Genomic DNA, 24,908 nt, shown 5'->3' with positions numbered 1-24,908 from the left:
TTTCAGGAGGTGCAGATGCGCTATGCACTGCTGGTCATGGGCGCACCGTATAGCAGCCAAGCGCCGCACTCGGCGTTGCGCTTCGCTCATGCGCTGACCGGTCAGGGGCACAGCCTGGACAGCGTGTTCTTCTACCGTGATGGCGTACACAACGCTTCTTTCCTGCTGACACCGCCCCAGGACGAGGCCAACCTGCACGACTTGTGGCAGGAGCTGCACGAGACGCAGGGCACCAGGCTGGATGTCTGCATTGCGGCGGCCCTGCGGCGTGGCCTGTTGGACGAAGCCGAAGCCCGGCGCCACGGCAAGCCGGGGCATAACGTGGCGGCGCCCTTTGAGCTGACCGGGCTGGGGCAGCTGCTGACCGTGCAGCAGCGCTGCGATCGTCTGATTACCTTTGCGGCCTGAGTCTATTTACCGCCGTACCTTCCGGAGAGCGCCATGAGCCAGTCCGATACCTTGCTGATCGTTATCCGCAGTGCGCCGCACGATGGTATTCGACTACGGGAAAGTCTCGATGCCCTGCTGGTAGGCGCGGCCTTTGGTCAGTCGGTCGTGGCCCTGTTCATGGGGCAGGGGGCATTTGCGCTGAAAACCGGGCAGTCACCCGGGGCACCAGGGCAGAAGTCGACGCTGCCGATGATCGATATGCTCGAAATGTACGATATTGAAACGCTTTATCTGCCGGAAGAAGATGCGACCTGTCGTGGACTTGGCGCCGATGACCTGGTGGCCAATACTCGGCTGGTGGATGCCGGTGAGGTACAGGGCCTGTTTCGTGATGCCGGCCGGATACTAACCTTTTAATCGGATCGCGGAAGCCGGGCGCAGGCTGCGGGGCAGCCGCAAAAAGGGTGAAAAGCATGATGGTACATATTCTTAATCGCGTGCCGGCCGACGGTCCGGCGGCGGCTCAGGCGCTTACCGCCATGGCGCCTGATGATCGGCTGGTATTGATTGAAGACGCCGTGCTGGCTATTCGGGATGAACGCTGGTCGGGATGGCAGGATGCGCCCGGGCGAATCCATGTTCTGGAAGAAGACGCCGACGCCCGTGGTGTCGCGGATGATTCGGCAGCCGACTTGATTGATATCGACACTTTTGTGGCGTTAACGGCCGAGGCCCGGCAAACGGTGAGCTGGTACTGAAACAGGGTTGGGAGTTGATCTATGTCCCATACAGAAATATACCGTTATCTTTTTGAAAACAAAACTGTAGCTCTCGATCCCGAAGGGTATCTTGTCAACATGGAAGAATGGACACCGGCCGTTGCCGGCGCGCTGGCCGACGAAGAAGGAATCCAGCTGACCGATGCCCATTGGGAATTGATCGACGTCCTGCGCGATTTTTATGCCCGGTACGAAATGGCGCCCGCGATGCGGGCCTGGGTCAAGGCGGTCAAGCAGCGCTTAGGGCCCGAAAAGGGCAGTTCGCTATATTTGATGTCGCTTTTTCCGGGTAGCCCGGCCAAGCGGGCAGCCCGGATTGCCGGGCTGCCCAAACCCACCAACTGCCTTTAGCCGGGTGCTTCAAACGGATGCCCCAGCAGCGCGTTGAGATGGGCTTCGGTTGAGCTGGCCAGCGATGCAAGGTGGTAGCCTCCTTCCAGAATCGACACCAGCCGGTTGTCGGCATACAGCGTGGCAATTTCCATTGCCAGCCGCGTTACCCAGTAAAAATCGCTGTCTTCCAGCAGGGTTTCCGACATCGGATCATCCCGGTGGGCATCAAACCCGGATGACAGCAGCACCAGGTCCGGCTTGAACGCATGCAGCGCCGGTAGCCATTGGCACTCGATCAGTCGCCGGAAGGTCTCGCTGTCGGTGCCGGCATCCAGCGGCGTATTGACCACATTGTTGTACTCTTCATGGAGGTAGCGCCAGGGGTAGAAGGGCGACTGGTAACTGGTGCATACCAGCACGTTTGGGTCTTCCTTGAAGATATCAATCGTGCCGTTGCACTGGTGCACGTCGAAATCCAGGATGGCAATGCGGCTGGCGGCATACTTTTCCCGAGCGTAGGCGGCGGCCACGGCGACGTTATTGTAGAAACAAAAGCCCATGGTTTCGGCTTCTTCGGCGTGGTGGCCGGGCGGGCGAACCGCACAGAAAACGTTGTCGGCCTGATGTCGGAATACCTGGTCAACGCCCCGCAGGCCGGCTCCCGCCGCCACGTTGGCCGCCTTGAGGCTGTCGGGATTCATCAGTGTGTCGTTGTTGAGCATCACGATATTTTCATGCGGTACGCAATCTTCCAGAGCTTTCAGGTGCCCGGTGGGGTGCACGCGCTCCAGATCCGCCATGCCGGCCTGTTTGGCATCCGACTGCATGGTCTGCTGCAAAAGCCCGGACAGGGCCAGTCGCGCGCTGATGGCCTCAAGCCGTTCCGGGCTTTCAGGATGTCCCGGCCCCATGTGATGCAGCGAGCAGTAGGGGTGTGTGATATAGGAAGTGATCATTGGGCAGCTCTCGATAAAGCAGGTTTACCCCGTTTCGTTATGGGGCGGAGAAGTAGTCAAGACTAAAGACACCTTAATCAACTGCCCGAGGTGTGTGACAGTGCCCATAGGTCGTAGCAGGCCGGCAGTAGCAAGATACCTTCAGGAGTTTGGCCGCAGGAGACAACAAGGTGAGCACGCAATTTTTGCACCACTTTTTTCAGCCGACGTCCATTGCGGTGATCGGCGCTTCGGAAACGGCAGAGTCGCTGGGCGGACTGGTACTGCGCAACATTCAGGAAGGCGGATTCAGGGGGCCGATATGGGCTGTCGAGCGCGGCGGCGCCAGCGAGGTTTGCGGCGTTCCCTGTGTCTCACGCGTGCGCGAATTGCCCGACGTTCCCGATCTGGCCGTGGTCTGTACGGACATTGACGGCGTCCCCGCCATGATCAAATCGCTGGGCGAGCTCGGCATCAAGGCGGCACTGGTGTTGTCCGGTGGTGTCCACCTGGATCAGGACCATGACAGCCGCGGCTCCATCAAGGAGCGCATGCTGCAGGCGGCACGCGCCTCCGGCATCCGCCTGCTGGGCCCCGAGTGCATGGGCGTGATTGTACCGGGCAGAAAGCTCAACGCCTCCTATGCCAGCCAGCCGATCAGGGCCGGGCGCGTTGCCTATCTGGGCCAGTCCGGGATGCTGGCCAATGCCATGATCGATTGGGCCGCCGGCCGTCATGTGGGGTTTTCCCACGTCATCACCGTGGGTAACAGCGTCGATGTGCTGCTGCCCGACCTGCTCGACTACATCAATCAGTATTCGCCGGCTCAGGCGATTCTGCTGCATCTGGAATATATCCGCGATGCCCAGCACTTCATGACCGCGCTGCGCGATGCCTCACGCAATCACCTGGTGGTGACGATCAAAAGCGGACGCACCGCACCGGCAGAACTTGTCGAGCAGCCGGCTACGCCGGGGATTGCCCACCGCGATGATATTTTCGACGCGGCTTTTTCCCGCGCCGGGGTGGTGCGCGTGGACGACTCGGACGAGCTGCTGGATGCGCTGGAAACGCTGTCGCGCATGCGCCCGAGAAAAGCCGGGCGTCTGGCAGTGGTCTCCAACGGCCTGGGCCCGGCGATGCTGGCCATCGACAAGCTCATCAGCGCCGGGGGCAAGCTGGCACACTTCAGCGAAGACACGCGTCAGGCACTGACTCATCAGCAGCTGGATATCAGCAAACCCGGCGAAAACCCGGTGGACCTGGGCGGTAACGCCACCCCGCAGCGGCTGGTCGATGCACTCTCGATTGTCAGTGCCGACCCGGACGTGGACGCTGTGCTGCTGGTTCACGCGACCACCCGTATGGCGCCGTCGCTGGATACGGCCGAAGCGGTGATTGCCGGTCGTGACAACTATCGCGGCAATCTATTGACCAGCTGGATGGGCCTGAAGGAAGCCCTGAACGCTCGTCATGCCTGCAACCAGGCCGGTATTCCGACCTATATATCCCCCGAAAAAGCCGTCAAGGCGTTCATGCACCTGGTGGACTATCAGCGCGTGCAAAAGCTGCTGCAGGAAACGCCGCCCAGCCTGGCCTTTTCCACCAGCGCCGCGATTCGGGCGCGCTGCCACGAGCTGATCAAGGCCGCCAAAAACGCCGGCCGGCAGACGCTGACACACGCCGAGACAGCCCAGGTGCTGGAGGCCTACGGTATTCCCGCCGCCACCAGCCTCTACCTGCAAACGCCCGACGATGCCATCCAGTCTGCCGGGCAGATTCAGGGTCCCAAGGCGCTGAAAGTGGTACACGAGGGCAACTGCCGGCCGTTCCGCTATCGCAAACACCCGCACAAGATTTCCGCCGGCCTGTTACAGGATCTGGATACTCCCGAGCAGGTTGCCGACGGTATGACCCGGCTTGGCGACAAGGTGCGCGAAAAGTTTCCCGACCTTGCCATTCGTGAGTATTGCCTGCAGCCCATGCAGCGGGGCAAGCACTCCACGCAGATTTGTGCGGGGATTACCCGCGATGCGGTGTTCGGACCGCTTATCGTGTTCGGCATCGGCGGTTACAAGGTCAACGTCCTCGCCGATCGTCAGGTCGCCTTGCCGCCGCTCAATATGAGCCTGGCTGCCGATATGGTGAGCCGCACCCATGCGTGCTCGCTGATACGCGAACATTCCGCCGAGCCGGAACGCGATATCCAGCAGCTGTGCCAGCTGCTGGTAAAGCTTTCGCAGATGGCGACCGACCTGGTCGAGCTGCAGGGGCTGGAACTCAACCCGCTGCTGTTGAATCGCGACGGTATCGAGGCCGTGGATTTTGCCATGGACCTGGGCCAGCCGGCGCGGTTCGCGATCATGCCGTACCCCGAAGAGCTCCGCGAGCGCGCCACCTTGAAAAACGGCTGGGATGTCGAGGTGCGCCCCATCCGCGCCGAAGACGCGCCGCTGATTACGGCGTTTCACCGCCAGCTCTCCGAAGAGAGCATCCGCTTTCGCTATTTCCACAACAAGGCCGACCTGTCGCAGCGCGATCTGTCGACCCTGGCGCACATTAATTACGACCGCCAGATGGCGTTTATCGCCGAGTACGAACCCGAAGACAACAGGAAGCAAATGCTGGGCGTGGTGCGCGTCTGGAACGATCCGGACAATCTGCGCACGGAGTTTTCCGTGATTATCCGCGATGACCTTCAGGGGTTGGGGCTCGGCAGCCTGCTCATGGGCAAGATGATCAGCTATTGCCGCCATATCGGTATCATCGAGATGGAAGGCACTATCATGATCGACAACCATCCCATGCGGGCGCTGATGACCCACCTGGGCTTTACCTGCCGCTATAACATGGAAGAACAGGTCATCGATGCCGTAATGCGTCTGAATGAACCGCAGAACGAATGGCAGCGCCACCGTCTGGAAAACCCGTAACCCTGGAGTGACGCCCCGGTGCAGGGCTTGTGCCGGGTGCTGGATAGAGGTGATGTATCCGGGCAGTTGTCGATGATGCGTGCTACGCCCTCAAACGGCAGCTGCCCGGCGGTGCCGAAAAGGCAGGGATGTCAGGGGGCCAGGCGGAAGCATTGCCAGCTGTCACCGTCGCGGCGCTCGTAGCGGACGCGATCGTGAAGGCGGCTGGGCTGCCCCTGCCAGAACTCGATCATGCCGGGGGTAACGCGATAGCCGCCCCAGTGAAGCGGACGGGGGATTTCCTGGTTGTCGTAGGCGCTTTCAAAGCGTTTCTGGCGTTCTTCAATCCAGTTGCGGTTGGGAATAACCACGCTCTGGGTGGCAATCCAGGTGCTCAGACGGCTGTTGCGGGGGCGGCTATGGAAGTAGCTGTCGGACTCCTCGTCCTCCACCTGCTCAACGCTGCCCTCGATACGCACCTGACGCGAAATGGATGGCCACCAGAAGGTCAGGGCGGCATAGGGCACGTTGTTGAGTTCGCTGCCCTTGTGGCTGTGATAGTTGGTGTAAAACACCATGCCGTTGTCGTCAAACCCTTTCAGCAGCACGATGCGGGCGTGTGGCCGGCCCTGGCTATCGGCCGTGGCCAGCGTCATGGCGTTGCCGTCTTCACCTTCGTTGTCCAGCGCCAGCGACAGCCATTCATCAAACAGGGCAAAGGGGTCGTCGGGCATGTCGGCTTCGTCGAGACGACCGCCTTCATAGTCACGCCTTATATCGGCGATATTGCGTGTCATGGTATGTCTCTCTTGAGTCATTTGCGCCATGTTGGCTGGTATAGCGCCAAAGCTCAAGCGTCTATACCGACCAGCCCAGCTGAACCATGACCATATAGGCCACGGTGCCCAGCACAATCGAAAGCAGGGCGTTATGCCGCCAGACGTGCATGCCGGCGACCAGCAGCGAGGCCAGAATCAACGGCAGGCCGTTGTCTCCCATATTGAGCTGCCAGCCGGCAGTCAGCGGGCTGAAGTCGCGCAGGGCGTAAATCACCAGAATCAGCATCACCGCCGGCGGCAGGTAACGCCCGAGATGCAGAATCAGAGGGTGATCCGCCTGTTTGGACAGCGCGACAAAGGGCAGTATGCGCGTGGCAAAGGTCGCCAGCGCACAGACCAGAATCAGTTGCCAGACCGGATCAGACAGCATGGTGGTTCTCCCGGCGTTGACGATAGCGATAGTGCACCAGCAGCAAGAGACTGGCGCTGCCGATGGCGCCAAGCAGCAAATGACGCTCCGGCAGCAAAAGAACCGCGCTCAGGCCGGTTACCAGCGCGATGATGAAGGGGAGCGCCTGTTTCAGCCGTTTGGCCTGTTCCAGCGTCAGCACGATAAACAGCGCCGTCAGGGCAAACTCGATGCCCTGGCTGTTGAACAGCTGGGCGCTGCCCACCGCGATACCGATGAGAGTACCGCTGATCCACCACAGCTGGTTAAGCAGGCTGATCCGGAACCCCAGCGCGTGAGAGTAGGTCGTCTGGCTGGTCAGCAGCGAGTAGGTTTCATCGGTGAGGGCAAAGATCATGTACGGCTTGCGCCAGCCGGCGCCCTGAAAGCGCTTCAGCAGCGACAGGCCGTAAAAGATGTGCCGCGAATTGAGCATCATGGTGGCAACCGCCACTTCGGTCAGCCCGGCCCCGGCAGCCAGCAGCGTCGTGGCCAGAAACTGCCCGGCACCGGCATAGATAATCAGCGACATCGCTGCCGCGGCGTACCACGGAATTCCCACTTCGATGGCGACAATGCCAAAGGCGGCGCCCAGGGGTAGATATCCGAACAGCACCGGCAGCGTCTGCCGGGCCGCTTCCCGCCATATTGGGCTAATCACTGGCTTGCCTCCTTACGCTGCACCCGATATATGCCTTTAATCCATGCTTCCAATATATGCCTCCAACGTCTGCCTCCACTCGACACAGAACGGTAGAGACGGCTCCGAACGGTAGAACGGTAGATAATCATCCAAAAAGCACGGCCCCGTACACAAAACTGCCGCTTTGGCCCTGAATTCATAGAATAACTGCAGCACTTTGGCCAGCACGGTAGAGGTAGGAGGGTCAGCGCCGGTACCCTTCCTGCTTTACCGACCAAAGTGAAGCAGAGCATGGGATACCAACAGCTGACCCAGACGCAACGATACCAGATTTACGCCCGCCATGACTTGGGTAGAAGCCAGCGACAGATCGCCAGGGAGCTGAGGCTCCACAGCAGCACGATTAGCCGTGAGCTGCGCCGCAACGCGACGGCCGGTGGCTATGATCCCGAACAGGCTCAGGCGTGTAGCGATAACCGACGACGCACCGCCTGGAAGTGGAAAAAGCGTTTGCCTAGCCTGATCGCTGTGGTTGCAGACCGACTGCGTGAGGAGTGGAGCCCAGAGCAGATCAGTGGGTTCATGGCACCGTTGGCCGGCGTCGGCGTCAGTCATCAATGGATCTACTCTCTGATCTGGGATGACAAGGCCAGCGGTGGCACGCTTTGGCAACATCTCCGGCAGCCCAAGAGACGCAGCAAGCACCGTGCACACGCCAAAAGCGCAGGGCTTGGCAAGATACCTGATCGCGTGGGTATCGAGCATCGCCCGGCCGAGGTTGAGAAGCGGCGCTACATCGGCCACTGGGAGGGTGACACGGTACTGCAGGGGCATAAGCAATCAGGCATCGTCACGCTGGTTGAGCGACGCAGCGGTTATCTGCTGGCGGCACGGCTACCCAGCATTACAGCGGCGTTGACGAAAACGGCCATGATCCGCCTGCTGAAGCCTCGTCGAGGGGCGGTGAAAACCATCACGCTGGATAATGGATCGGAGTTTTCGGAGCACCAGACCGTGGCGAGAGCCGTAGCAGCGCGAACCTACTTTTGCGACGCCTACTGCTCGGGACAGCGCGGAACCAATGAAAACACCAACGGCTTGATTCGGCAGTATTTTCCCAAGGGAACCAGCTTCCGCCAAGTCACTGATGCCGAGCTACGCAGGGTGGTGAGAAAGCTAAATGACCGCCCTCGAAAACGACTCGGCTATCGAACACCGGCACAGGTGTTTCTGGGGGAATACTCCGGAGCACTGAATACCGCAGGTGCTGCGCTTATTGGTTGAATTCAGGGCGGCAAGGCCACAGGATATTCTATGAGATGAGCTGAATAAATGCGAAACTGTTATAACGACACACCGTGATGGATTGACGCAAGGAACAACGATGCAGCGTATCTATGTCTGGGACGTCTACGTGCGTCTTTTTCACTGGGCTCTGGTGGCCGCCGTGCTGGTGTCTTTCTACACCATGAAAACCGAGGGAGCGCCTTTCCTGTTTCCCGCGCAAACGCATGCCAAGGCCGGCTATGTAGCGCTGGGCCTCTTGAGCTTTCGCTGGCTATGGGGCTTTGGCGGCAGCTTTTTTGCCCGATTCACGACCTTCCTGCGCTCTCCGCGCACTCTGCTGATCTATGCCGGCAGCCTGCTCAAGCGCCAGCCAAAACCCTATGCCGGGCACAACCCGGTTGGCGGCTGGATGGTGGTCCTGATGCTGCTATCGCTGACGTTTCAGGGGCTGAGCGGGCTGTTTCTCAGCGACGATATCTTTTTTGAAGCGCCGCTTTACGCATCGCTGGGTGAAGATGTCAGCAAAACGCTGCACGCTTTACACCACTACAACAGCACCTTGCTGTTGATTCTGATTGGCCTGCATATTGGCGCCATCGCCTTTCACCGGCTGCTGGGGGAAAAGCTGGTTGGCGCCATGCTGACCGGGCGCAAACGGCTACCGGGCCCGCCCCTGGATGCCAACCCCGGCCACAGGGCGCTATCGATTCCGCTGTGGCGGACGCTGCTGATACTGGCGGTTGCCGGTGCGGTCAGCCTGCTGTGGTGGTATTGGTAGGCGACTGGATTCGCACTGAATACCGATATGCCATTCATGAAAATAGGCCAAAAAAACGGGAAGCCAAGGCTTCCCGTTTTACTTCTCGCTTTACTTCCGGTCCGCGGTTTAATACGGCCCAAGGCGCCGTTATTCGGCGAGGTAATCGTCGTGGCAGCTTTTGCACGTCTTGCCGACCTTGGAAAGCTGGGCGCGTGAGGTCGCGAAATCGCCGTCCTGGGCAACCTCGGCCAGCTTTTGCGCTTCGTCGATCAGATCCTGCTGCTTTTGCTGGAAATCGTCGGGATTGTCGGCAATCTTCGCCAGCGCATCGGTGTCCACGCCGTGGCCGTCATTCTGATAGGTGCCTTCGACAAAGCCTTCCCAGGGCATGTGGGCCATGTCGCTGACGTTCTGCGCGCGGCGCGCAAATTCGTCGGCGTCATAGTCGATGTCGCCCTTGGCCATGTCGGCAATCGGGCCGAAATGCCATGCCATGACGTCCAGCGCCGACTGACGATAGTGGATCGCGTCTTCCGGCTCAACCGCATTGGCGGTCATGCTGGCAGTCAGCAGGGCAGCACAGGCAGCGGCGCTCAGGCCGGCTTTCATCATACGCATCGAGCATCTCCCTCGTGATTGATATCGGGTCTGTCATAATGAAAGCGGCCCGTGATCAGGCCGCTTCGCTACCCTATCATAGCCTACTAAGGTTAGTACCTGGAAATGTAAGGCGCTGAGACCTTCGTGGGACAGAGCGCCGGCTATGGCTCGGCCTGCTCGCGCAGCAGCCGGCTGCGAAAGCGCGCGTAGGCCATGCAGCCGGTAAACAGCGCCAGCGAGACTGCGGCTTCCAGAATACCGCGCAGGTGTTGTTCGGGCAGTGTGGCGACCATAACGCCCTGCATGAAATACAGCAGGCTGACAAACGACAGCCAGGCATGGCCCCGCGGGCGCCGTGCGAGAATCGACGGCAGAAACAGCACCAGCGGCAGTATAAACGCGATGACAGGGCGCCAGTTAAAGCCGTCGTCGCCCTGAAGCAACATGCCGCGATAGACCATCAGCAACAGCAGAACGGTAAAGCTTGCCACGACCAGCTGACGGGCCCGCGCTGTGAGAGGCGCCAGGCCGCGTCGGCGTTCCACGTTTTCCAGCCATTGGCGCATCAGTTGCCCTCCCGCATGGCATGCAGTGCGAGCCCCAGACGGGCCATGCGCTTGCCCTGGGCCACGCAGAGTTCGCGCTCGTGTTCATCCACCGGCCGGTCGCTGCGCGGACCGGCAACGTGGCTGGTGCCGTAAGGAGTGCCGCCGCCCCGGGTTTCCAGCAGGGCCGTTTCGCTGTAGGGAACCCCGGCGTAGACCATGCCATGGTGCAGCAGCGGCAGCAGCATGGACATCAGCGTGGTTTCCTGGCCGCCGTGGAGGCTGGCGGTAGAGGTAAAGGCCGATGCCGGCTTGTCGATCATGGCACCGTTAAGCCACAGCTCGCTGGTGGTATCCAGAAAATGCTTCAGCGGCGCGGCCATATTGCCAAAGCGCGTGGGGCTGCCCAGCACCAGGCCGCCGGCGTGACGCAAGTCATCGTGACTCACGTAGACCGCGCCTTCTTCGGGTATTTCGGGGTCGACCGCTTCACAGGTCGGCGAGACCGGGGGCACCGTACGCAGGCGGGCATCAATTCCCGAAACGCTTTCAATCCCCTCGACCACCTGACGGGCCATGGTAGCGGTCGCTCCGGACCGGGAGTAATACAACACAAGAATATAGGGCCGTTCGGCGCTCATTGGCGGGCTCCCTGATGAGTATCGGTGGAAGGTGGATGCCTTGTACGGCCGCTCATGGTATCAGAGCCCCGGCAGCCAATGGGCACACGGCTGTCACGCCGGTCGTCAAGCCGCCGGTATACCCAGGCGCGACCATGATCGGCAAGGGTGACCTTATGCCGGGTATAGCGCACGCCCAGGCGCTCGTAGTGATCCAGCCGCGCCAGCTCGGCGGCAGAGACCCGGAATACTTCGCCGTCAACGCGGGTCTCCGTGGCCGGAGCGATATTCAACCCGCAGCGGCGATAGCCCGCCAGCGTGGCCGGCTCGGTATCCGTGAAGGCTCCCGTCACCACCAGACGAACCGGCGCATGGCGCAAGGTGCCATAGACAAACACCTGATGCGTGCCCGGGGTGATCGGCGCGGTATTCGGCGGCTTATGGTAGCCCCAGGGGCTGAACCATTGCCACCAGACCCAGCCGGTGGCGACCATCAGGCACAGGGCGATCAGGGCAAGACTCCAGGTTAGCCCGCGCTTAAGCGGACTATCGGGGTTTGTTATGCTATTGATTCGCATGTGCCGTCAGCCGGAGGAAAGAACATGAACCAGCCAGAAGGTAATGACGTCAGCGACAAGGCGGGCGATCGCATGGATTTCGAGGCGTTGATGGACGATGTCACCCCGCTCGAGCAGACCAACCGCGCCGATCCGGGAAAGGCACCGCCGCCGTCGGCCGATGCCGGCCGGGCGCGCCGCGAAGCGGCCGAGGAAGAAACCGCAGAAGGCGCCAATGCCCGCAACTTCCTGTCGGATGACTTTGTTGACCTGGTGCCGCCGGCGGACCCCATGGCGTTTCGCCGCGACGGCATCCAGCAGGGCGTGGCGGATAAGCTCAAGCACGGCGGCTATCCGGTGCAGGCGCAGCTGGACCTGTTGCGCCGCCCGCTGGGCGAATGCCGGCAGCGGCTGTTTGGCTTTATCCGCGACGCCACCGATAACGATTTGCGCTCGCTGCTGATTGTCCACGGCCGCGGGCGTGAAGTTGACAGCCCGGCCAACGTGCTGCGCTCCTATGTAGCCAAATGGCTTGTGCAGTTCGACCAGGTCCAGGCGTATGTGTCGGCCGAATCCCACCGGGGCGGCCTGGGCGCCACCTGGGTGATGCTGCGAAAAAGCCGGCGAGCCAAGGCCCACAACCGCGAGCGCCAACAGAAGCGCCGCGGCTGAAAAATACCGGCTAAAAGGTATCGGCTGGAGAGCCGGATAACGTGCCGGATTACAGTACCGACTAACGCAGTGTAGCTTCCGGCAGCGCCCAGCGGCGGCGCTGCCAGATCCAGAAAAAGCCCAGCGAGTTCAATACCCGGTAGCCCAGCTGCACCAGCCAGATCCCCGAGAGTCCATAGCCCCAGCCCACGCCCACCGCCCAGGCCAGCGGCAGGAATACCAGCCACTGCATGGAAAGCGTCAGCGCCATCACCGTACGCTGTGCACCGGCGCCCATCAGCGCCTGGGCCAGCACCAGCGCGGCGGCATCCAGTACCATCATCGCCCCGGTCAATCTGAGCGGCAGGGTCCCCATAGTGACGAGCTCGGCGCTATCCAGAAAGAGGCCGAGTATGGCCTGCGGAAACATCAGCATGGGCAGCGCAAGGGTTGTCAATAAAAGCCAGGCCAGCCTCAGCGCATCCAGCCCCCAGCGGTGCGCATCTGCGCGCGCGTCACGCCCCAGGGCATCACCCACCAGGCTCATGGCCGCCACGCCCACGCCCACGCCGGGCAACACCAGCAGCAGCGACAGGTTGATCAGCACATGGCCCACCGCCACGCTTTGAGTACCGATCTGACCCAGCATCCAGAATAGCACCGCATAGCCGGCAGCAAACCAGAGCTGCTGTAGCGAATGCGGCCAAACCAGCGCTGCCAGCCGACAAAAGCCGCGCAGGGAGGGCAGGCAGGTCAAAAAACCCTGAGTTCGCGCGCCTTTCACGCTGACGGCCCACCACAGTACCAGCCCCAGGCACAGCGAGAGCGCCGTGCCCGCACCGGCGCCTTCCGCGCCCATGGCCGGCAGGCCGGCCACGCCGAAAATCAGCCCGATACTGGCCGCCACGTTGAAGGCATGCACACAGAGAATGATGCGCAGATACATGCCGGTCTGCTGACGGCCGTTCCAGTAGCCGCGCAGACAGAGCGTCATCGCTACCACGACCAGGGTCGCCACGCGCCAGCGGAAATAGCTCACGCCGAGTGCCTCAACGTCCGCCGCCGGACTGATCCAGCCGATCAACGCCGGCGCCTGCCACCAGGCGAGCAGACTCAGCGGGATCGCCATCAGCGCGGCCAGCATCAGCCCGGCGTTGAGCGGTCGGGCCGGGGCGCTGTCTTCCGCGCCCAGACACCGGGCGGTTTGCGACTGCACCGCCGATGACAGGCCGAAGACCAGCGCGGTCATCATGAACATGACGTAGCCGCCTACGCCCACGCCGGCCAGCGCAACGTCGCCCAGCGAGCCCACCAGCGCAGCGTCGATCAGGTTGAGCACGCTTTGCGACAGCATGCCCAGCATCACCGGCAGCGCCAGGCGCATCACCTTGAGGCGGCGCGGGGCCAGCAGCGTCACTGCTTAGGCCGGGTCGTAGGAGAGCACGGGCGCCAGCCAGCGCTCCATATCGTCGAGCGTGCGCCCCTTGCGCTCGGCGATGGCTTCCACCTGATCCCGTGTGATCTTGCCGGTAGAAAAATACTTCGCTTCCGGATGAGAGAAATACCAGCCGGCCACCGCGGCCGCGGGCCACATGGCAAAATTTTCGGTGAGTTCGAGGCCGGTTTGCTCGGTGGCGTCCAACAGCTCGAACAGCCTGGCTTTCTCGGTATGGTCGGGGCAGGCGGGATAGCCCGGCGCCGGGCGAATGCCCTGATATTTTTCCGCAATCAGCGCGGTGTTATCCAGCGTTTCGTCGGGTACATAGCCCCAGTATTCCTTGCGTACCCGCTCGTGGAGCAGCTCGGCAAAGGCCTCGGCCATGCGGTCGGTAAGCGCCTGCACCATGATGGCGTTATAGTCGTCGCCGGCGTCCTTGTAGGTCTGACTGAGCTCTTCCACGCCGTGTCCGGTGGTCACGGCAAAACCGCCGATCCAGTCGGGCTTGCCGCTGTCTTTGGGTGCGATGAAGTCCGCCAGGCTATAGCAGAGGCCGTCGCGCCCCTTGGTGGTTTGCTGACGAATGTGGAACAGCCGTTCAACGACCTCGGTGCGGCTTTCATCGCGGTAGATTTCGATCTCATCGTCGTCGACGCTGTTGGCCGGCCAGAGGCCGATGACGCCGCGCGCGCGAATACGTTTTTCACTGACCATTTTCTCGAGCATCGCCCGGGCATCGGCAAAGAGGCTGCGCGCGGCTTCGCCCACGACCTTGTCGTCGAGGATTTTGGGGTACTTGCCCGCCAGCTGCCAGCTGAGAAAAAACGGCGTCCAGTCGATGAAATCGATAATCTGCTCGAGATCGTAATCCTCGAACGTCACCCGCCCCTGAACATGGGGCACCGGCGGGGTATAGCTGTCCCAGTCGGTACGGAAGCGGCGCCTGCGCGCCTGTTCGTAGGTCAGGTCGGCGGTCTTGGGCTTGCGCCTGGCGTTGCGCTCGCGGACCTTGTCGTATTCGGCGCGAATATCGGCCACATAGTCGTCCTTGAGGTTATCGGCCAGCAGCCGGCTGGCCACGCCGACTGCCCGGGACGCGTCGGTGACATAGATCACCGGGTTCTGATACTGCGGATCGACTTTCACCGCGGTGTGTGCCTTGGACGTGGTCGCGCCGCCGATGAGAAGCGGCACGTCAAACTCGCGGCGCTGCATTTCCTTCGCCACGCTGACCATTTCGTCGAGCGACGGCGTGATCAGTCCGGACAGTCCGATCATGTCGGCGTTTTCGTCGATGGCCGTCTGCAAAATTTTCTCGGCGGGGACCATGACGCCCAGGTCAATCACCTCGTAGTTATTGCACTGCAGCACCACGCCGACGATGTTCTTGCCGATGTCGTGGACGTCGCCCTTGACCGTGGCCATGACAATTTTGCCCTTGGCCTGGGTGTTTTCATCCTTTTCTTCCTCGATAAACGGCAGCAGATGGCCTACCGCCTGCTTCATCACCCGAGCGGACTTGACTACCTGGGGCAGAAACATCTTGCCCGCGCCGAACAGATCGCCGACGACGTTCATGCCGTCCATCAGCGGGCCTTCGATGACCTCGATGGGGCGGTCAAACTGCTGCCGGGCTTCCTCGGTATCGTCGATGATATGGCTGGTAATGCCCTTGACCAGCGCGTGTTCGATGCGCTTGCCTACTGCGTAGTCGCGCCACGCCAGGTCTTCCTTTTTGGCGCTGCCCCCCGCGGCGGCATCCTTGTAGCTTTCGGCCAGGTCGAGCAGGCGCTCGGTGGCGTCATCGCGGCGGTTGAGTACCACGTCTTCCACGGCGTCGCGCAGCTCGGCGTCCAGGTCGTCGTAAACGCCCAGCTGGCCGGCGTTGACGATGCCCATGGTCAGCCCGGCATGCACCGCATGGTAAAGAAATACCGAGTGGATGGCCTCGCGCACGGCGTTATTGCCGCGAAACGAAAACGAGACGTTGGAAACGCCGCCGGAGAGCATGGCGTGGGGCAGGTTGTCGCGAATCCACTCGGCGGACTGAATAAAGTCCACCGCGTAGTTGTTGTGCTCTTCAATGCCCGTGGCAATGGCGAATATATTGGGGTCAAAGATAATATCCTCGGCAGGGAAGCCGATATCATCGACCAGCAGGCGATAGGCGCGTTCGCAGATTTGCGTCTTGCGGGCAAAGGTATCGGCCTGACCTTCTTCGTCAAACGCCATGACCACCACGGCCGCGCCAAAGCGCTGGCACTTGATCGCCTGGTCACGGAACGGTTCCTCGCCTTCCTTGAGCGAGATGGAATTGACGATGGCCTTGCCCTGAATGCACGCCAGACCCGCCTCGATGATCTCCCATTTGGAGGAGTCGATCATGATCGGCACCCGGGCAATATCGGGCTCGCCGGCGATCAGGTTGAGAAAGCGCACCATGGCATCCCGGGATTCGAGCATGCCTTCGTCCATGTTGATGTCGATGACCTGGGCGCCGTTTTCCACCTGCTCCAGCGCGACTTCCAGCGCCGTGGTGTAGTCTTCTTCCTTGATCAGCCGCTTGAAGCGCGCCGAGCCGGTGACGTTGGTGCGTTCGCCGACGTTGACGAACAACGAGTCGGCCTGGATGTTGAACGGCTCCAGACCCGACAGCCGGCAGGCGGCGGGGCGTTCGGGCACTTCGCGGGGCGCCATGTCGGCCACGGCCTCGGCGATCATGCGGATGTGCTCGGGCGCCGAGCCGCAGCAGCCGCCGATGATGTTGACCAGCCCGCTCTCGGCAAATTCGGCGACGATCGACGACATTTCTTCCGCCGACTGGTCGTATTCGCCGAACTCGTTGGGCAGCCCGGCGTTGGGGTGCGCGGAAACAAAGGTATCGGCCTTGTCCGCCAGCTCGGCCAGGTAGGGGCGCAGCTCCTGCGCGCCCAGCGCGCAGTTCAGCCCCACGGAGAACGGATTGGCGTGGCGCACCGAGTTCCAGAACGCCTCGGTGGTCTGGCCGGAAAGCGTGCGCCCGGAGGCGTCGGTAATGGTGCCCGAGATCATCACCGGGGTGCGCTCGCCGCGCGCCTCGAAAAGCTCTTCCAGGGCATAGATCGCCGCCTTGGCGTTGAGCGTGTCGAAGATGGTTTCCAGCAGAATCAAATCGGCGCCGCCGTCGATCAGCGCCGTTGCCGCTTCGAGGTAGTTTTCCCGCAGGGCATCAAAGGTGACGTTGCGTTTGGACGGGTCGTTGACGTCCGGTGACAGCGAAGCGGTGCGCGACGTGGGCCCCAGTACACCGGCCACGTAGCGCGGCGTGCCGGTTTCCGCCGCCACGCGGTCGCAGACGTCGCGCGCCAGCCGCGCGGCCTCGAAGTTGAGCTCGCCAACCAGCGCCTCCATGCCGTAATCCGACTGCGACAGCCGGGTGCTGTTGAAGGTGTTGGTCTCGATGATGTCGGCGCCGGCGTCGAGATAATCGCGATGAATGCGCGTCACCACGTCCGGGCAGGTCAGCACCAGGAGGTCATTGTTGCCCTTGAGGTTGTCGGACCAGTCGCTGAAGCGTTCGCCGCGAAACTCCGACTCGCTCAGCTGCGCGTTTTGCAGCATGGTGCCCATGCCGCCGTCGAGAATCAGAATGCGTTGCGCAAGGCGTTCTTCAAGGGTCGCGGTCAAAGCACTAGCAGCCATAGCGAGGGGAAATCTCCAGCATCACCGTCAGGGAATCGGATTGTCTTGTTATGCCGTCGGCAGGTGAGCGGGCGCGACGGGCGGGCGCCTATCCTACCAAAGTAACCTCTGGCGCGCAGCTGGCCGGCAAAGCCGAGTAAAATACTCAGGATTGTGTCGGCGCCTGGTTTTGCTTATGATAAGGTCAAATGATTTTCGCAGTGCGCAGCATCGCTGCCTCCGCAGGAGTTAATGCCCATGACGACGACCGCTGAAGCACAAGACGCGACCCTGACGCAGGATACTACCGACGACGACAAGCAGGGCATCGAGATCACCCCGAGCGCGCAGGATTACCTGGCCGAGCTGCTGGAAAAGCAGGAGGTCGACGGTATCGCCGTGCGCATCTTCATTACCCAGCCGGGCACGCCCTACGCTGAGACCTGCCTGGCCTACTGCCGCCCGGGCGAGGAAGAGGCCGATGACGTGGCGCTCGAGCTGGAAAAGCTGCGCGTTTTTCTGGAAAAGAACAGCGTCAACTTCCTCGAAGAGGCGGTGGTCGATTTCAACGCCGACCGCATGGGCGGCCAGCTGACTATCAAGGCGCCCAACGCCAAAATGCCCAAGGTCAACGCCGACAGCCCGCTGGAAGACCGCGTCAACTACGTGCTCTACAGCGAAATCAACCCGGGGCTTGCGGCTCACGGCGGCGAGGTTCGGCTGGTTGAACTGCTCGACGACAACATCGCCGTGCTCTCCTTCGGCGGCGGCTGTCAGGGCTGCGCAGCCGTGGATATCACGCTCAAGCACGGTGTCGAACGTACTCTGCTGGAACGTATCCCCGAAATGGGCGGTATCCGCGACGTCACCGACCACTCGGATACCACCAACGCCTACTATTAATACGTACTATTAACACGTACTATCAATGCCGACTATTTAACGACTATTATTTAATAACTACTATTTAACGCCGAAACAAAACGGCCCGGGCTAGCGCACTAGCCCGGGCCGTTTTATTGGGGATTCACGGAATCACTTTCACAGACCTGCCAGGGTTTGATAAATCAGGAAGACGTTCAGCGCGATAATCACCAGAGCGATCAGCCAGGCAAGCCGGGTGGTCCAGCGGTGGTTGACCAGGGTGCCCATGAGTGTGCGGTTGGAGCAGAACATAATCAGCGGGATCAGCGCGAAAGGGATACCAAACGATAGCACTACCTGGCTCAGCACCAGCGAAGCGCTGGGGTCCAGCCCGAACCAGAGCACAGCCAGCGCCGGCAGCATGGTGATCAAACGGCGCAGGTAGAGGGGGATCCGGCGGTTGATATAGCCCTGCATCACTACCTGCCCGCTCATGGTGCCCACCGACGAGCTGGAAAAGCCGCTGGCCAGCAGGCCGATGCCGAACAGCAGGGCGGCAAAGGGACCAATCTGGTCGCCCAGGCGGGCAAAAGCGCCTTCGATGGACGATACGATATCGCCGCTGCCGAAAAATAACCCCGCCGCCATGACCAGCATTGCGCCGTTGATAACGCCGGCAATGGCCATGGCAATCAGAATATCGACCATCTCAAAGCGGAAAATCCGGCGGCGCTCGGCCTCGTTGCGGCCCGTTACCCGGCGCTGGGTCAGCGACGAGTGCAGGTAGATCACGTGGGGCATGACCGTGGCGCCCAGGATACCCGCAGCCAGCAGCACGCTTTCGGAACCGGCGAAGTGCGGCACCGTCAGCCCGTATAGCAGGGCGCTGCCGTCCGGTTTGGCCATAACCACCTGATAGGCGAACGAGACCACCACGATACCCACCAGACAGGCAATGCCGGCTTCCAGCCAGCGGTAGCCGCGGCGCTGGAGCTCCAGCAGAGCAAACGAAAACACCCCGGTAATCAGCGCGGCGGGAAAAAGCGGGATGCCAAAAAGCAGATTCAGCCCCAGCGCACCGCCGATAAACTCCGCCAGATCGGTGGCAATGGCGATGAATTCCGCCTGAATCCAGAGGCCGATAGTCATCGGCCGGGGAAAGCGCTCGCGGCAGATTTCCGGCAGGTTGCGTCCGGTGGCAATCCCCAGCTTGGCCGACATGGCCTGTACCAGAATCGCCATGACGTTCGACAGCAGCACCACCCACAGCAGCATATAGCCGTGGGTGGACCCCGCGGCGATATTGGTCGCGAAATTACCCGGATCGATATAGGCCACAGCCGCAATAAACGCCGGCCCGAGAAACGGCCATAGCGCCTTGAATCCGCGGGTGTGGCCGTCAAGAGACGCCCGAGCCGCGGAGTCTGTCGCCTGGTCACCGGCCGCCGGGGCATCGCTGGATAACGGCTCCGCACTCATTATTGTCGCGCCCCGGGCGCCGCCGCCCTGATCATGCTGAACCACTCGAAGAGCCGCCGTTCTGCCTCTGTCACGCTCCTGCTCCCTGTCTCTTTTGAATCAACCACCGGCGATCGACAACCACGGACCCTGGGCCTGCCGGCGCCGATGAATGACCCTATCACAACAAATTAAACCTGGGCTTAAATTTAAAACCTGAAGAAAGTCACCGTCAACATTCGGCGTATTTGATAAGCGAAAACTGATATCGAATGGTTTAGAGACCATTTTGCAGTTTTACGCTATGTTGTGTATTAAAAGCGCACGTAACGTATCATCATGTAACGCAGGTTGGGCTTGGCACTGCTCGGCATTTGTGTCGAAACCCGGGCCGCACCTGCGCTTGCGCGGCTTCGCGCCACTGCGAAGGACTCGCGTGTCGATGGACCGATAAAGGAAGCTCTCATGCCGTCCGAATATATCCTTGGCGATTACGATGTACTGGTCAGTCGCACCCGTCCTGACAGTATGATTCTTGAAGCTAACCAGGCATTTATTGATGCCAGCGGATTTGAGCGTGACGAGCTGGTGGGGTCGATGCACAACATCGTGCGCCATCCCGACATGCCCAAAGCGGTGTTTGCCGATATGTGGGCGTCGCTGCAACGCGGAAAATCCTGGTCCGGGGTCATCAAGAATCTGCGCAAGGATGGCGGTTTTTACATCGTCAAGGCCAACGTCACGCCGCTGAGGCAAAACGGGCAAACCACCGGCTATTGTTCGCTGCGCGTCAAGCCCACGGACAGCGAGATAACCCACGCCCTGGCCGTCTATCAGGACATGCGCGAAAACGGCAACCGGTCACGCTGGATCATCCGCAAGGGGACCATCATGCGCCGTTACAGCCTGCGCCGCTTGTTTTCCTTCCGCCTGGATAGCCTGGTGACCAAAAGCCGCCTGGCAATGGCCAGCAGTGTGCTGATACTCACGGCGCTGGTGGCCACCGGGGTGTATAACGGCACCCGCGGTAATGCGGCGCTGGATGACGTCAGAGGTCACCTTGACGCCGTGGAAGCCCTCGGCCGGGTCGGCAATGAGTCGATTGCCGTGCGGCGTAATATCAACCGCGCGCTGGCTCGGGGAGACGACCTGGACACGGCGGCGTTTCAACAGCGTGCCGAGACGCTCAAGGAAGACATGCTCTCCTCATGGAACCGGGCCGTCACCCGTGCCGGCGAGGAAGGCATGGATATCAGCGCAGAGCAGGCACGCATGGAGCGCTATGTCAACCAGGGCGTCGAGCCCATTGCGGCCGCCATCCGTCAGGGCCATTTCGACAAGGCCGGGGCGTTGAATACGCAGTTCCTGCAGGACCTGGCGCCGGCCTGGGACAGAACTTTGGCCTCGTTGGAGGAGGAATACGGCCAGTTTGTTAACCGCACGGCAGCCGATGCGTCGGAGCGCCAGGCGTTGCTGACGCGGATCCTGCTGGCTCTCGGCACCCTCGGGGTGCTGGTGACCCTGGCCTTCGGGGTGAATATGACCCGCCGGCTGGGTCGTAACCTCGGTTCGATTGAAGGCATGGCCATGGAAGTGGCCGGCGGCAACCTGCACTGCAGCGTGGATTTCTCCGGCAATGATGAAGTCGGGCGCGCCATGTACAGCATGGAGCTGTTACGCCGCTCGCTGGAAACCATCGTGCTGGAAATCCGCCAGAGCATGGGGGATGTGCAATCCACGTCACAGCACTTCAGCCAGGGCTCGGAACAGCTGTCGTCGCGCTTTCAGCAGCAGGCCAGTGCCGTTCAGCAGACGGCGGCCAGCGTCGAGGAAATCAGCTCGACCATGAGTACGTCGGCCGACAGCACCGCCACGGCCTCCCGGGTCAGCCTCAGCAACGTGCAGAGCGTAGACGATACCAACGAGAAAATGACGCAGCTCAACGGCGCCATGAACGACATCATGGAGCATACCCGGCAGATGGAAGCGCTGGTCGAAAAAATTGACGGCATCGCCTTTCAGACCAACATTCTCGCGCTTAACGCCTCCGTCGAAGCGGCACGCGCCGGTGAACACGGGCGCGGCTTTTCGGTTGTCGCCGAAGAGGTGCGCAACCTCGCTTCACACAGCGCCGATGCGGCCAAGGAAGTGCAGAAGCGCATCACCCAGGCGCGCGACGTTGTCTCTTCGGGCGCGGATATTTCCGGCTCGGTGGACGATGCGATCAAGACCATCCGCGACAGTTCCCACCGCGTCAACGACCTGATGGACGAGATCAATACGGCATTTCAGGAGCAGCAGGAAGGCGTCAGCCAGATCAACCAGTCCATCCAGGAAATTGACGGGGCCACTCAGTCGTCGACGCATGTGGTAGAGGGATTCAAGGGCGATGCCGTCCAGGTACAGGAAAAAAACGAGCAGCTGTTTGCCAGCGCGGCGATGTTCTCGACCACGCGCAAGCTGACGCCAAACCGGTCTGCGACACCGTTGCCGGCGTCAACCACAGGCAAGGCGGACAGCGAACTGCCCGCGCCGGTACGCAGCCGCTCGCTTTCTGCCGCGTCAGAGTCCGCCGTAGACGACTGGGAAAGCTTTTAGAACCGTTTTCCGGCCTATGCTTTTTCCAACACGCCTCCAACACAGTTCCAGCACATCTTCAGCACACCCCCGGCGCAGCCTCAGGGCTGCGCACCTCCCAAAGCTGTCGCAAGCCGCTTCAGTCGTCGCTTGACGATCCGGACGGAGCGGGCAACTGGTTGTCGTCGTCATTCAGGGTTGAAGCGGGCAGCGTGGCGATTTTCCGGTGTAGCGCGTCCAGACGCTGATCCAGCTCGGTCTGCCAGCCGTCGTCCCGGGCACGCCGGTCGCGCTCGCTGGCCAGCAGTCCCTCCGCACGCTCGAGTTTCTCGCGCAGCTGTCCGGCAGTCTGCTTCTCTCGAGCCGCTGCATCGCGGTGCCGTTGGGCTTCGGCTTCCGCCTGCTCGCAGCGCTGCTGCCAGTAATTCCGCGCCTCTTCGTGACGCCTGAGCTCCTGCTCGGCGTCAGCCTTGGCGGTCGTCGCTTCTTCAAGGCGCGTTTCAAGCTGGCGGTGGCGTCTGGCGTGCGTCTTGTCATCGTTGAGGCGTTCCTGGCGCACGCTATCGAGCAGCGCCAGCAGCTTGCTTTCGGTGGTTTCGTTACGCTGCTGTTCCTCGGCAAGCTGCTTTTCAAACCCGGCCTGACGGTCCTCCAGCGCTTGTTCATGCGTCCGCGCCTGCTGCTGTAGCTGCGTTTCCAGCTCGGCGCGTTTTTGTGCCTCGGCGCGGCGCGACGCTTCGGCGCTGTCGCACCGTTGCTGCAAGTGTTCCTGTTGCGAACCGCTTTCCGCCAGCCGGGTACTCAATCCTTCGATATGCGCTTCGCGGTGCCGCAGGTGCTCCGCCAGCGCGCTTTCCCGCTGGGCGGCATTTTCCGCCTCAAGCGTTGCCTGCTGCTTGTCTGCCTGTGCGGCTTTTACATGACCATCGGCTTCCTCGCGATAGTGGGCCAACCCCTCGTTGGCCGCATGTCGCGCCTGATGCCATAGCTCCGTGGCCAGCGTTACCACGCTCTCGGGCACTTCACCGGCCGGCGGCACGTCGCGGTTGTGTTCGCGCTCATCGCGCCACTGGCGGAAGTGCTCGCTGATGGTGGTGAAACTGCCGGTCCCCAATATCTCGCGAATACGCTGCACGCTCGGGGTATCCCCCCGGGCAATAAGCTCGTCAATCGCCCGGTGAACGTCGGCGTACTGAATACCGTTGCGTGCCATGTCCCGTACTCCCTGATCGCATGATGCTGCCGGTTATTGCCAGCGTATTGTCAGCGTATTACCGTCGAAAGGCAATTATTACATAATACGTATTACGTAATTTATTTATGAATAGCTATATAAATTCAGGATTACCCGCCTTATCTTGAATTTATAGGGCTACAGCGGCAAAATCAGCACACCGTCACCGGTGAAAGCAGAAAAGCATGCGCAACCCCGCTAAATGGCCCGCCCCGGGCACTACCGCCCAGCTGGAAAGGACGCCGGCCGCCACAGCCGACAGCCATACAGCGCCCGTGCTCCCGCCGGCACAGCAGGGCGGCAGCGGCTTGCTGATTAACGCCACAACCGACGCCCAGGCGGTCGCTCAGTGGCTGGCGGAATACCAGGAGACGCCGCAGACCTGGCGCGCCTATCGGCGGGAGGCGCGCCGTTTGCTGCTGTGGCTGGATGAGCAGGGAGCGACGCTGTCCGGCATGGACCGCGAAGCGCTGCGTCGCTTCGAGGTTTTTCTCGCCGATCCGCCGTCAAGCTGGATGGGACCCACGCGGCCGGAAGACCATCCCGACTGGCGGCCGTTTCGCGGAGCGTTGTCGCCGGCGAGCCGCCGACAGGCGCTGGTGATTCTGCAGGGCATGTTCAGCTGGCTGGTGGAGTCGGGATGGGTGCGGCACAATCCGCTCCGGCTGATGCGCGACAAATCCCGGCGGTTGAACAACCGCGCCGAGCGCATCGAGCGCTATCTGGAAAGTGACCTCTGGGCGTGGCTCTGGCAGTGGCTGAACCGGCCGCTGGCTGGCGATGCCACTCGGCGACAGCGCTACGAGAGGGCGCGGCTGCGCTTTGCGTTCGGCTTTGCCTACCTGTTGGCGCCGCGTATCGCCGAAATGGCGGCCGCCCGCATGGCGGATTTTTTTACCCGGGAAGGGCGCATCTGGTGGCGGGTGACAGGCAAGGGCGGCAAGCTCGCCGACGTGCCGGTGCCGGAGGATTTTCTTGACTGCCTCGGCGACTGGCGGCGCACCCTGGGGCTTGAACCGCTGCCCGCCCATGCCGAAGATACGCCGGTGATGCGCGCGCTCGATGGCCAGCGGGGTATCAGCGACAATCAACTTTACCGCCTCATCCGCCGGGCGTTTGCCCACGCCGCCGAGACGCTGGAAAACGAGGGCGGCTCCGCGGTGCAGGTGGACACTCTGCGCCGCGCGACGCCGCACTGGCTCCGCCATACCGCCATTACCCATCAGGCCCAGGCGGGCATCGGCCTGCACTATCTCGCGGAAAGCGCGCGGCATGCCCGGCTGGATACCACCTCGCGCTATCTGCACAGCGAAGACGCCCACTGGCACGCCGAACAGCAGCGCCACCGCCTGACGCCGCAACAATAAGCGCCAATCGACGTTTCTCCCGGGCGCCAAGGCGTTATAATGCGGCCATATTCACCGACAGCACAGGACTC

The 24,908-nt window shown here is 61.6% G+C and carries 23 protein-coding genes; 11 read left to right on the top strand and 12 right to left on the bottom strand.

Annotation, left to right across the window (positions count from 1 at the left end):
* Positions 1-15 precede the first annotated feature (15 nt).
* Genes tusD through C793_RS0107845 form a run of 4 tightly spaced genes read left to right on the top strand, consistent with a single transcriptional unit; the run spans position 16 to position 1,520 of the window.
* Positions 16-408, top strand: a complete 393-nt coding sequence (gene tusD, locus C793_RS0107860) for a sulfurtransferase complex subunit TusD (protein ID WP_017430391.1) — start codon at positions 16-18, stop codon at positions 406-408.
* Between the two features lie 33 nt (positions 409-441).
* Positions 442-807, top strand: a complete 366-nt coding sequence (locus tag C793_RS0107855; protein WP_017430390.1) for a DsrE family protein — start codon at positions 442-444, stop codon at positions 805-807.
* 56 nt (positions 808-863) lie between these two features.
* A complete protein-coding gene (gene tusB, locus C793_RS0107850; RefSeq protein WP_017430389.1) occupies positions 864-1,148 on the top strand; it encodes a sulfurtransferase complex subunit TusB in 285 nt (94 codons plus the stop codon).
* A 21-nt stretch (positions 1,149-1,169) separates the two neighbouring features.
* Positions 1,170-1,520, top strand: a complete 351-nt coding sequence (locus tag C793_RS0107845) for a TusE/DsrC/DsvC family sulfur relay protein (protein WP_017430388.1) — start codon at positions 1,170-1,172, stop codon at positions 1,518-1,520.
* On the opposite strand, the gene C793_RS0107840 is transcribed toward C793_RS0107845, so the two are convergent.
* Positions 1,517-2,458 (bottom strand): histone deacetylase family protein, encoded by a 942-nt coding sequence (locus C793_RS0107840; RefSeq protein WP_017430387.1) that lies wholly within the window; start codon positions 2,456-2,458, stop codon positions 1,517-1,519. The two genes, C793_RS0107845 and C793_RS0107840, sit on opposite strands and share 4 nt — an antisense overlap.
* 170 nt (positions 2,459-2,628) lie before the next feature.
* On the opposite strand from C793_RS0107840, the gene C793_RS0107835 reads away from it, so the two are divergent.
* Positions 2,629-5,370, top strand: coding sequence for a bifunctional acetate--CoA ligase family protein/GNAT family N-acetyltransferase (locus tag C793_RS0107835; RefSeq protein ID WP_017430386.1), 2,742 nt, complete (start codon positions 2,629-2,631; stop codon positions 5,368-5,370).
* Between the two features lie 131 nt (positions 5,371-5,501).
* Here the strand turns inward: C793_RS0107835 and pdxH are convergent, their stop codons facing one another.
* From pdxH to C793_RS0107820, 3 genes are all read right to left on the bottom strand, one after another.
* Complete coding sequence (pdxH, locus tag C793_RS0107830; protein WP_017430385.1) at positions 5,502-6,146, bottom strand: pyridoxamine 5'-phosphate oxidase; 645 nt, start codon at positions 6,144-6,146, stop codon at positions 5,502-5,504.
* Positions 6,147-6,207: 61 nt separating this feature from the next.
* Entirely contained in the window at positions 6,208-6,558 is a 351-nt protein-coding gene (locus C793_RS0107825) for a branched-chain amino acid transporter permease (protein ID WP_017430384.1), read from the bottom strand.
* On the bottom strand, positions 6,548-7,237 hold the full coding sequence (locus C793_RS0107820) for an AzlC family ABC transporter permease (RefSeq protein ID WP_017430383.1): 690 nt from the start codon (positions 7,235-7,237) through the stop codon (positions 6,548-6,550). The genes C793_RS0107825 and C793_RS0107820 overlap by 11 nt, the downstream gene beginning before the upstream one ends.
* A 273-nt stretch (positions 7,238-7,510) precedes the next feature.
* On the opposite strand from C793_RS0107820, the gene C793_RS0107815 reads away from it, so the two are divergent.
* Together C793_RS0107815 and C793_RS0107810 are read left to right on the top strand one after the other, a co-directional pair.
* Positions 7,511-8,503, top strand: coding sequence for an IS30 family transposase (locus tag C793_RS0107815; RefSeq protein ID WP_017429565.1), 993 nt, complete (start codon positions 7,511-7,513; stop codon positions 8,501-8,503).
* Positions 8,504-8,603: 100 nt separating this feature from the next.
* Positions 8,604-9,284 carry a cytochrome b/b6 domain-containing protein gene (locus C793_RS0107810; RefSeq protein WP_017430382.1) on the top strand — a complete coding sequence of 227 codons (681 nt, stop codon included), beginning with the start codon at positions 8,604-8,606 and terminating at the stop codon, positions 9,282-9,284.
* Positions 9,285-9,413: 129 nt separating this feature from the next.
* Here the strand turns inward: C793_RS0107810 and C793_RS0107805 are convergent, their stop codons facing one another.
* From C793_RS0107805 to C793_RS13670, 4 genes are all read right to left on the bottom strand, one after another.
* Positions 9,414-9,884 (bottom strand): c-type cytochrome, encoded by a 471-nt coding sequence (locus C793_RS0107805; protein WP_017430381.1) that lies wholly within the window; start codon positions 9,882-9,884, stop codon positions 9,414-9,416.
* 143 nt (positions 9,885-10,027) lie between these two features.
* Positions 10,028-10,432, bottom strand: coding sequence for a DUF2069 domain-containing protein (locus tag C793_RS0107800; RefSeq protein ID WP_017430380.1), 405 nt, complete (start codon positions 10,430-10,432; stop codon positions 10,028-10,030).
* Positions 10,432-11,052 carry an NAD(P)H:quinone oxidoreductase gene (wrbA, locus tag C793_RS0107795; RefSeq protein ID WP_017430379.1) on the bottom strand — a complete coding sequence of 207 codons (621 nt, stop codon included), beginning with the start codon at positions 11,050-11,052 and terminating at the stop codon, positions 10,432-10,434. The genes C793_RS0107800 and wrbA overlap by 1 nt, the downstream gene beginning before the upstream one ends.
* Positions 11,049-11,609, bottom strand: coding sequence for a gamma-glutamylcyclotransferase family protein (locus C793_RS13670; protein WP_083871910.1), 561 nt, complete (start codon positions 11,607-11,609; stop codon positions 11,049-11,051). The genes wrbA and C793_RS13670 overlap by 4 nt, the downstream gene beginning before the upstream one ends.
* Before the next feature lie 24 nt (positions 11,610-11,633).
* Here C793_RS13670 and smrA point away from each other — a divergent pair, with 24 nt between their 5' ends.
* The gene (gene smrA / locus C793_RS0107785) at positions 11,634-12,260 is read left to right on the top strand and encodes a DNA endonuclease SmrA (RefSeq protein WP_017430377.1); all 627 of its coding nucleotides are present in this window, start codon (positions 11,634-11,636) and stop codon (positions 12,258-12,260) included.
* A 61-nt stretch (positions 12,261-12,321) separates the two neighbouring features.
* On the opposite strand, the gene C793_RS0107780 is transcribed toward smrA, so the two are convergent.
* Entirely contained in the window at positions 12,322-13,656 is a 1,335-nt protein-coding gene (locus tag C793_RS0107780; RefSeq protein WP_017430376.1) for an MATE family efflux transporter, read from the bottom strand.
* A 3-nt stretch (positions 13,657-13,659) separates the two neighbouring features.
* Positions 13,660-17,358, bottom strand: a complete 3,699-nt coding sequence (metH, locus tag C793_RS0107775) for a methionine synthase (protein WP_026106180.1) — start codon at positions 17,356-17,358, stop codon at positions 13,660-13,662.
* A gap of 237 nt (positions 17,359-17,595) precedes the next feature.
* Between metH and nfuA the strand changes: the two genes are divergently transcribed.
* Complete coding sequence (gene nfuA / locus C793_RS0107770) at positions 17,596-18,240, top strand: Fe-S biogenesis protein NfuA (RefSeq protein WP_017430374.1); 645 nt, start codon at positions 17,596-17,598, stop codon at positions 18,238-18,240.
* Between the two features lie 138 nt (positions 18,241-18,378).
* On the opposite strand, the gene C793_RS0107765 is transcribed toward nfuA, so the two are convergent.
* Positions 18,379-19,680, bottom strand: coding sequence for an Nramp family divalent metal transporter (locus tag C793_RS0107765; protein WP_026106178.1), 1,302 nt, complete (start codon positions 19,678-19,680; stop codon positions 18,379-18,381).
* Positions 19,681-20,124: 444 nt separating this feature from the next.
* Here C793_RS0107765 and C793_RS0107760 point away from each other — a divergent pair, with 444 nt between their 5' ends.
* Complete coding sequence (locus tag C793_RS0107760) at positions 20,125-22,257, top strand: methyl-accepting chemotaxis protein (protein ID WP_017430372.1); 2,133 nt, start codon at positions 20,125-20,127, stop codon at positions 22,255-22,257.
* A 118-nt stretch (positions 22,258-22,375) separates the two neighbouring features.
* Here the strand turns inward: C793_RS0107760 and C793_RS0107755 are convergent, their stop codons facing one another.
* Positions 22,376-23,449 carry a DNA-binding protein gene (locus tag C793_RS0107755; RefSeq protein WP_017430371.1) on the bottom strand — a complete coding sequence of 358 codons (1,074 nt, stop codon included), beginning with the start codon at positions 23,447-23,449 and terminating at the stop codon, positions 22,376-22,378.
* A 206-nt stretch (positions 23,450-23,655) separates the two neighbouring features.
* Here C793_RS0107755 and C793_RS0107750 point away from each other — a divergent pair, with 206 nt between their 5' ends.
* On the top strand, positions 23,656-24,837 hold the full coding sequence (locus C793_RS0107750; RefSeq protein WP_017430370.1) for a tyrosine-type recombinase/integrase: 1,182 nt from the start codon (positions 23,656-23,658) through the stop codon (positions 24,835-24,837).
* Positions 24,838-24,908: the final 71 nt, after the last annotated feature.

Origin of the sequence: Vreelandella jeotgali Hwa, assembly GCF_000334215.1 — a bacterium.
Classification (GTDB): domain Bacteria; phylum Pseudomonadota; class Gammaproteobacteria; order Pseudomonadales; family Halomonadaceae; genus Vreelandella; species Vreelandella jeotgali.
This window is presented reverse-complemented; position numbering and strand designations above follow the sequence as displayed.

Excerpts from the sequence above, each read along its gene's own strand:
- pdxH (WP_017430385.1), bottom strand. The coding sequence starts at position 6,146 with ATGACACGCAATATCGCCGATATAAGGCGTGACTATGAAGGCGGTCGT.
- tusB (WP_017430389.1), top strand. The coding sequence starts at position 864 with ATGATGGTACATATTCTTAATCGCGTGCCGGCCGACGGTCCGGCGGCG.
- C793_RS0107845 (WP_017430388.1), top strand. The coding sequence starts at position 1,170 with ATGTCCCATACAGAAATATACCGTTATCTTTTTGAAAACAAAACTGTA.
- wrbA (WP_017430379.1), bottom strand. The coding sequence starts at position 11,052 with ATGAGCGCCGAACGGCCCTATATTCTTGTGTTGTATTACTCCCGGTCC.
- metH (WP_026106180.1), bottom strand. The coding sequence starts at position 17,358 with ATGGCTGCTAGTGCTTTGACCGCGACCCTTGAAGAACGCCTTGCGCAA.
- C793_RS0107805 (WP_017430381.1), bottom strand. The coding sequence starts at position 9,884 with ATGCGTATGATGAAAGCCGGCCTGAGCGCCGCTGCCTGTGCTGCCCTG.
- C793_RS0107840 (WP_017430387.1), bottom strand. The coding sequence starts at position 2,458 with ATGATCACTTCCTATATCACACACCCCTACTGCTCGCTGCATCACATG.
- smrA (WP_017430377.1), top strand. The coding sequence starts at position 11,634 with ATGAACCAGCCAGAAGGTAATGACGTCAGCGACAAGGCGGGCGATCGC.
- C793_RS0107815 (WP_017429565.1), top strand. The coding sequence starts at position 7,511 with ATGGGATACCAACAGCTGACCCAGACGCAACGATACCAGATTTACGCC.
- C793_RS0107800 (WP_017430380.1), bottom strand. The coding sequence starts at position 10,432 with ATGCGCCAATGGCTGGAAAACGTGGAACGCCGACGCGGCCTGGCGCCT.
- C793_RS0107825 (WP_017430384.1), bottom strand. The coding sequence starts at position 6,558 with ATGCTGTCTGATCCGGTCTGGCAACTGATTCTGGTCTGTGCGCTGGCG.
- C793_RS0107810 (WP_017430382.1), top strand. The coding sequence starts at position 8,604 with ATGCAGCGTATCTATGTCTGGGACGTCTACGTGCGTCTTTTTCACTGG.
- C793_RS0107760 (WP_017430372.1), top strand. The coding sequence starts at position 20,125 with ATGCCGTCCGAATATATCCTTGGCGATTACGATGTACTGGTCAGTCGC.
- C793_RS0107750 (WP_017430370.1), top strand. The coding sequence starts at position 23,656 with ATGCGCAACCCCGCTAAATGGCCCGCCCCGGGCACTACCGCCCAGCTG.
- C793_RS0107855 (WP_017430390.1), top strand. The coding sequence starts at position 442 with ATGAGCCAGTCCGATACCTTGCTGATCGTTATCCGCAGTGCGCCGCAC.
- C793_RS13670 (WP_083871910.1), bottom strand. The coding sequence starts at position 11,609 with ATGCGAATCAATAGCATAACAAACCCCGATAGTCCGCTTAAGCGCGGG.
- nfuA (WP_017430374.1), top strand. The coding sequence starts at position 17,596 with ATGACGACGACCGCTGAAGCACAAGACGCGACCCTGACGCAGGATACT.
- C793_RS0107765 (WP_026106178.1), bottom strand. The coding sequence starts at position 19,680 with ATGAGTGCGGAGCCGTTATCCAGCGATGCCCCGGCGGCCGGTGACCAG.
- C793_RS0107755 (WP_017430371.1), bottom strand. The coding sequence starts at position 23,449 with ATGGCACGCAACGGTATTCAGTACGCCGACGTTCACCGGGCGATTGAC.
- tusD (WP_017430391.1), top strand. The coding sequence starts at position 16 with ATGCGCTATGCACTGCTGGTCATGGGCGCACCGTATAGCAGCCAAGCG.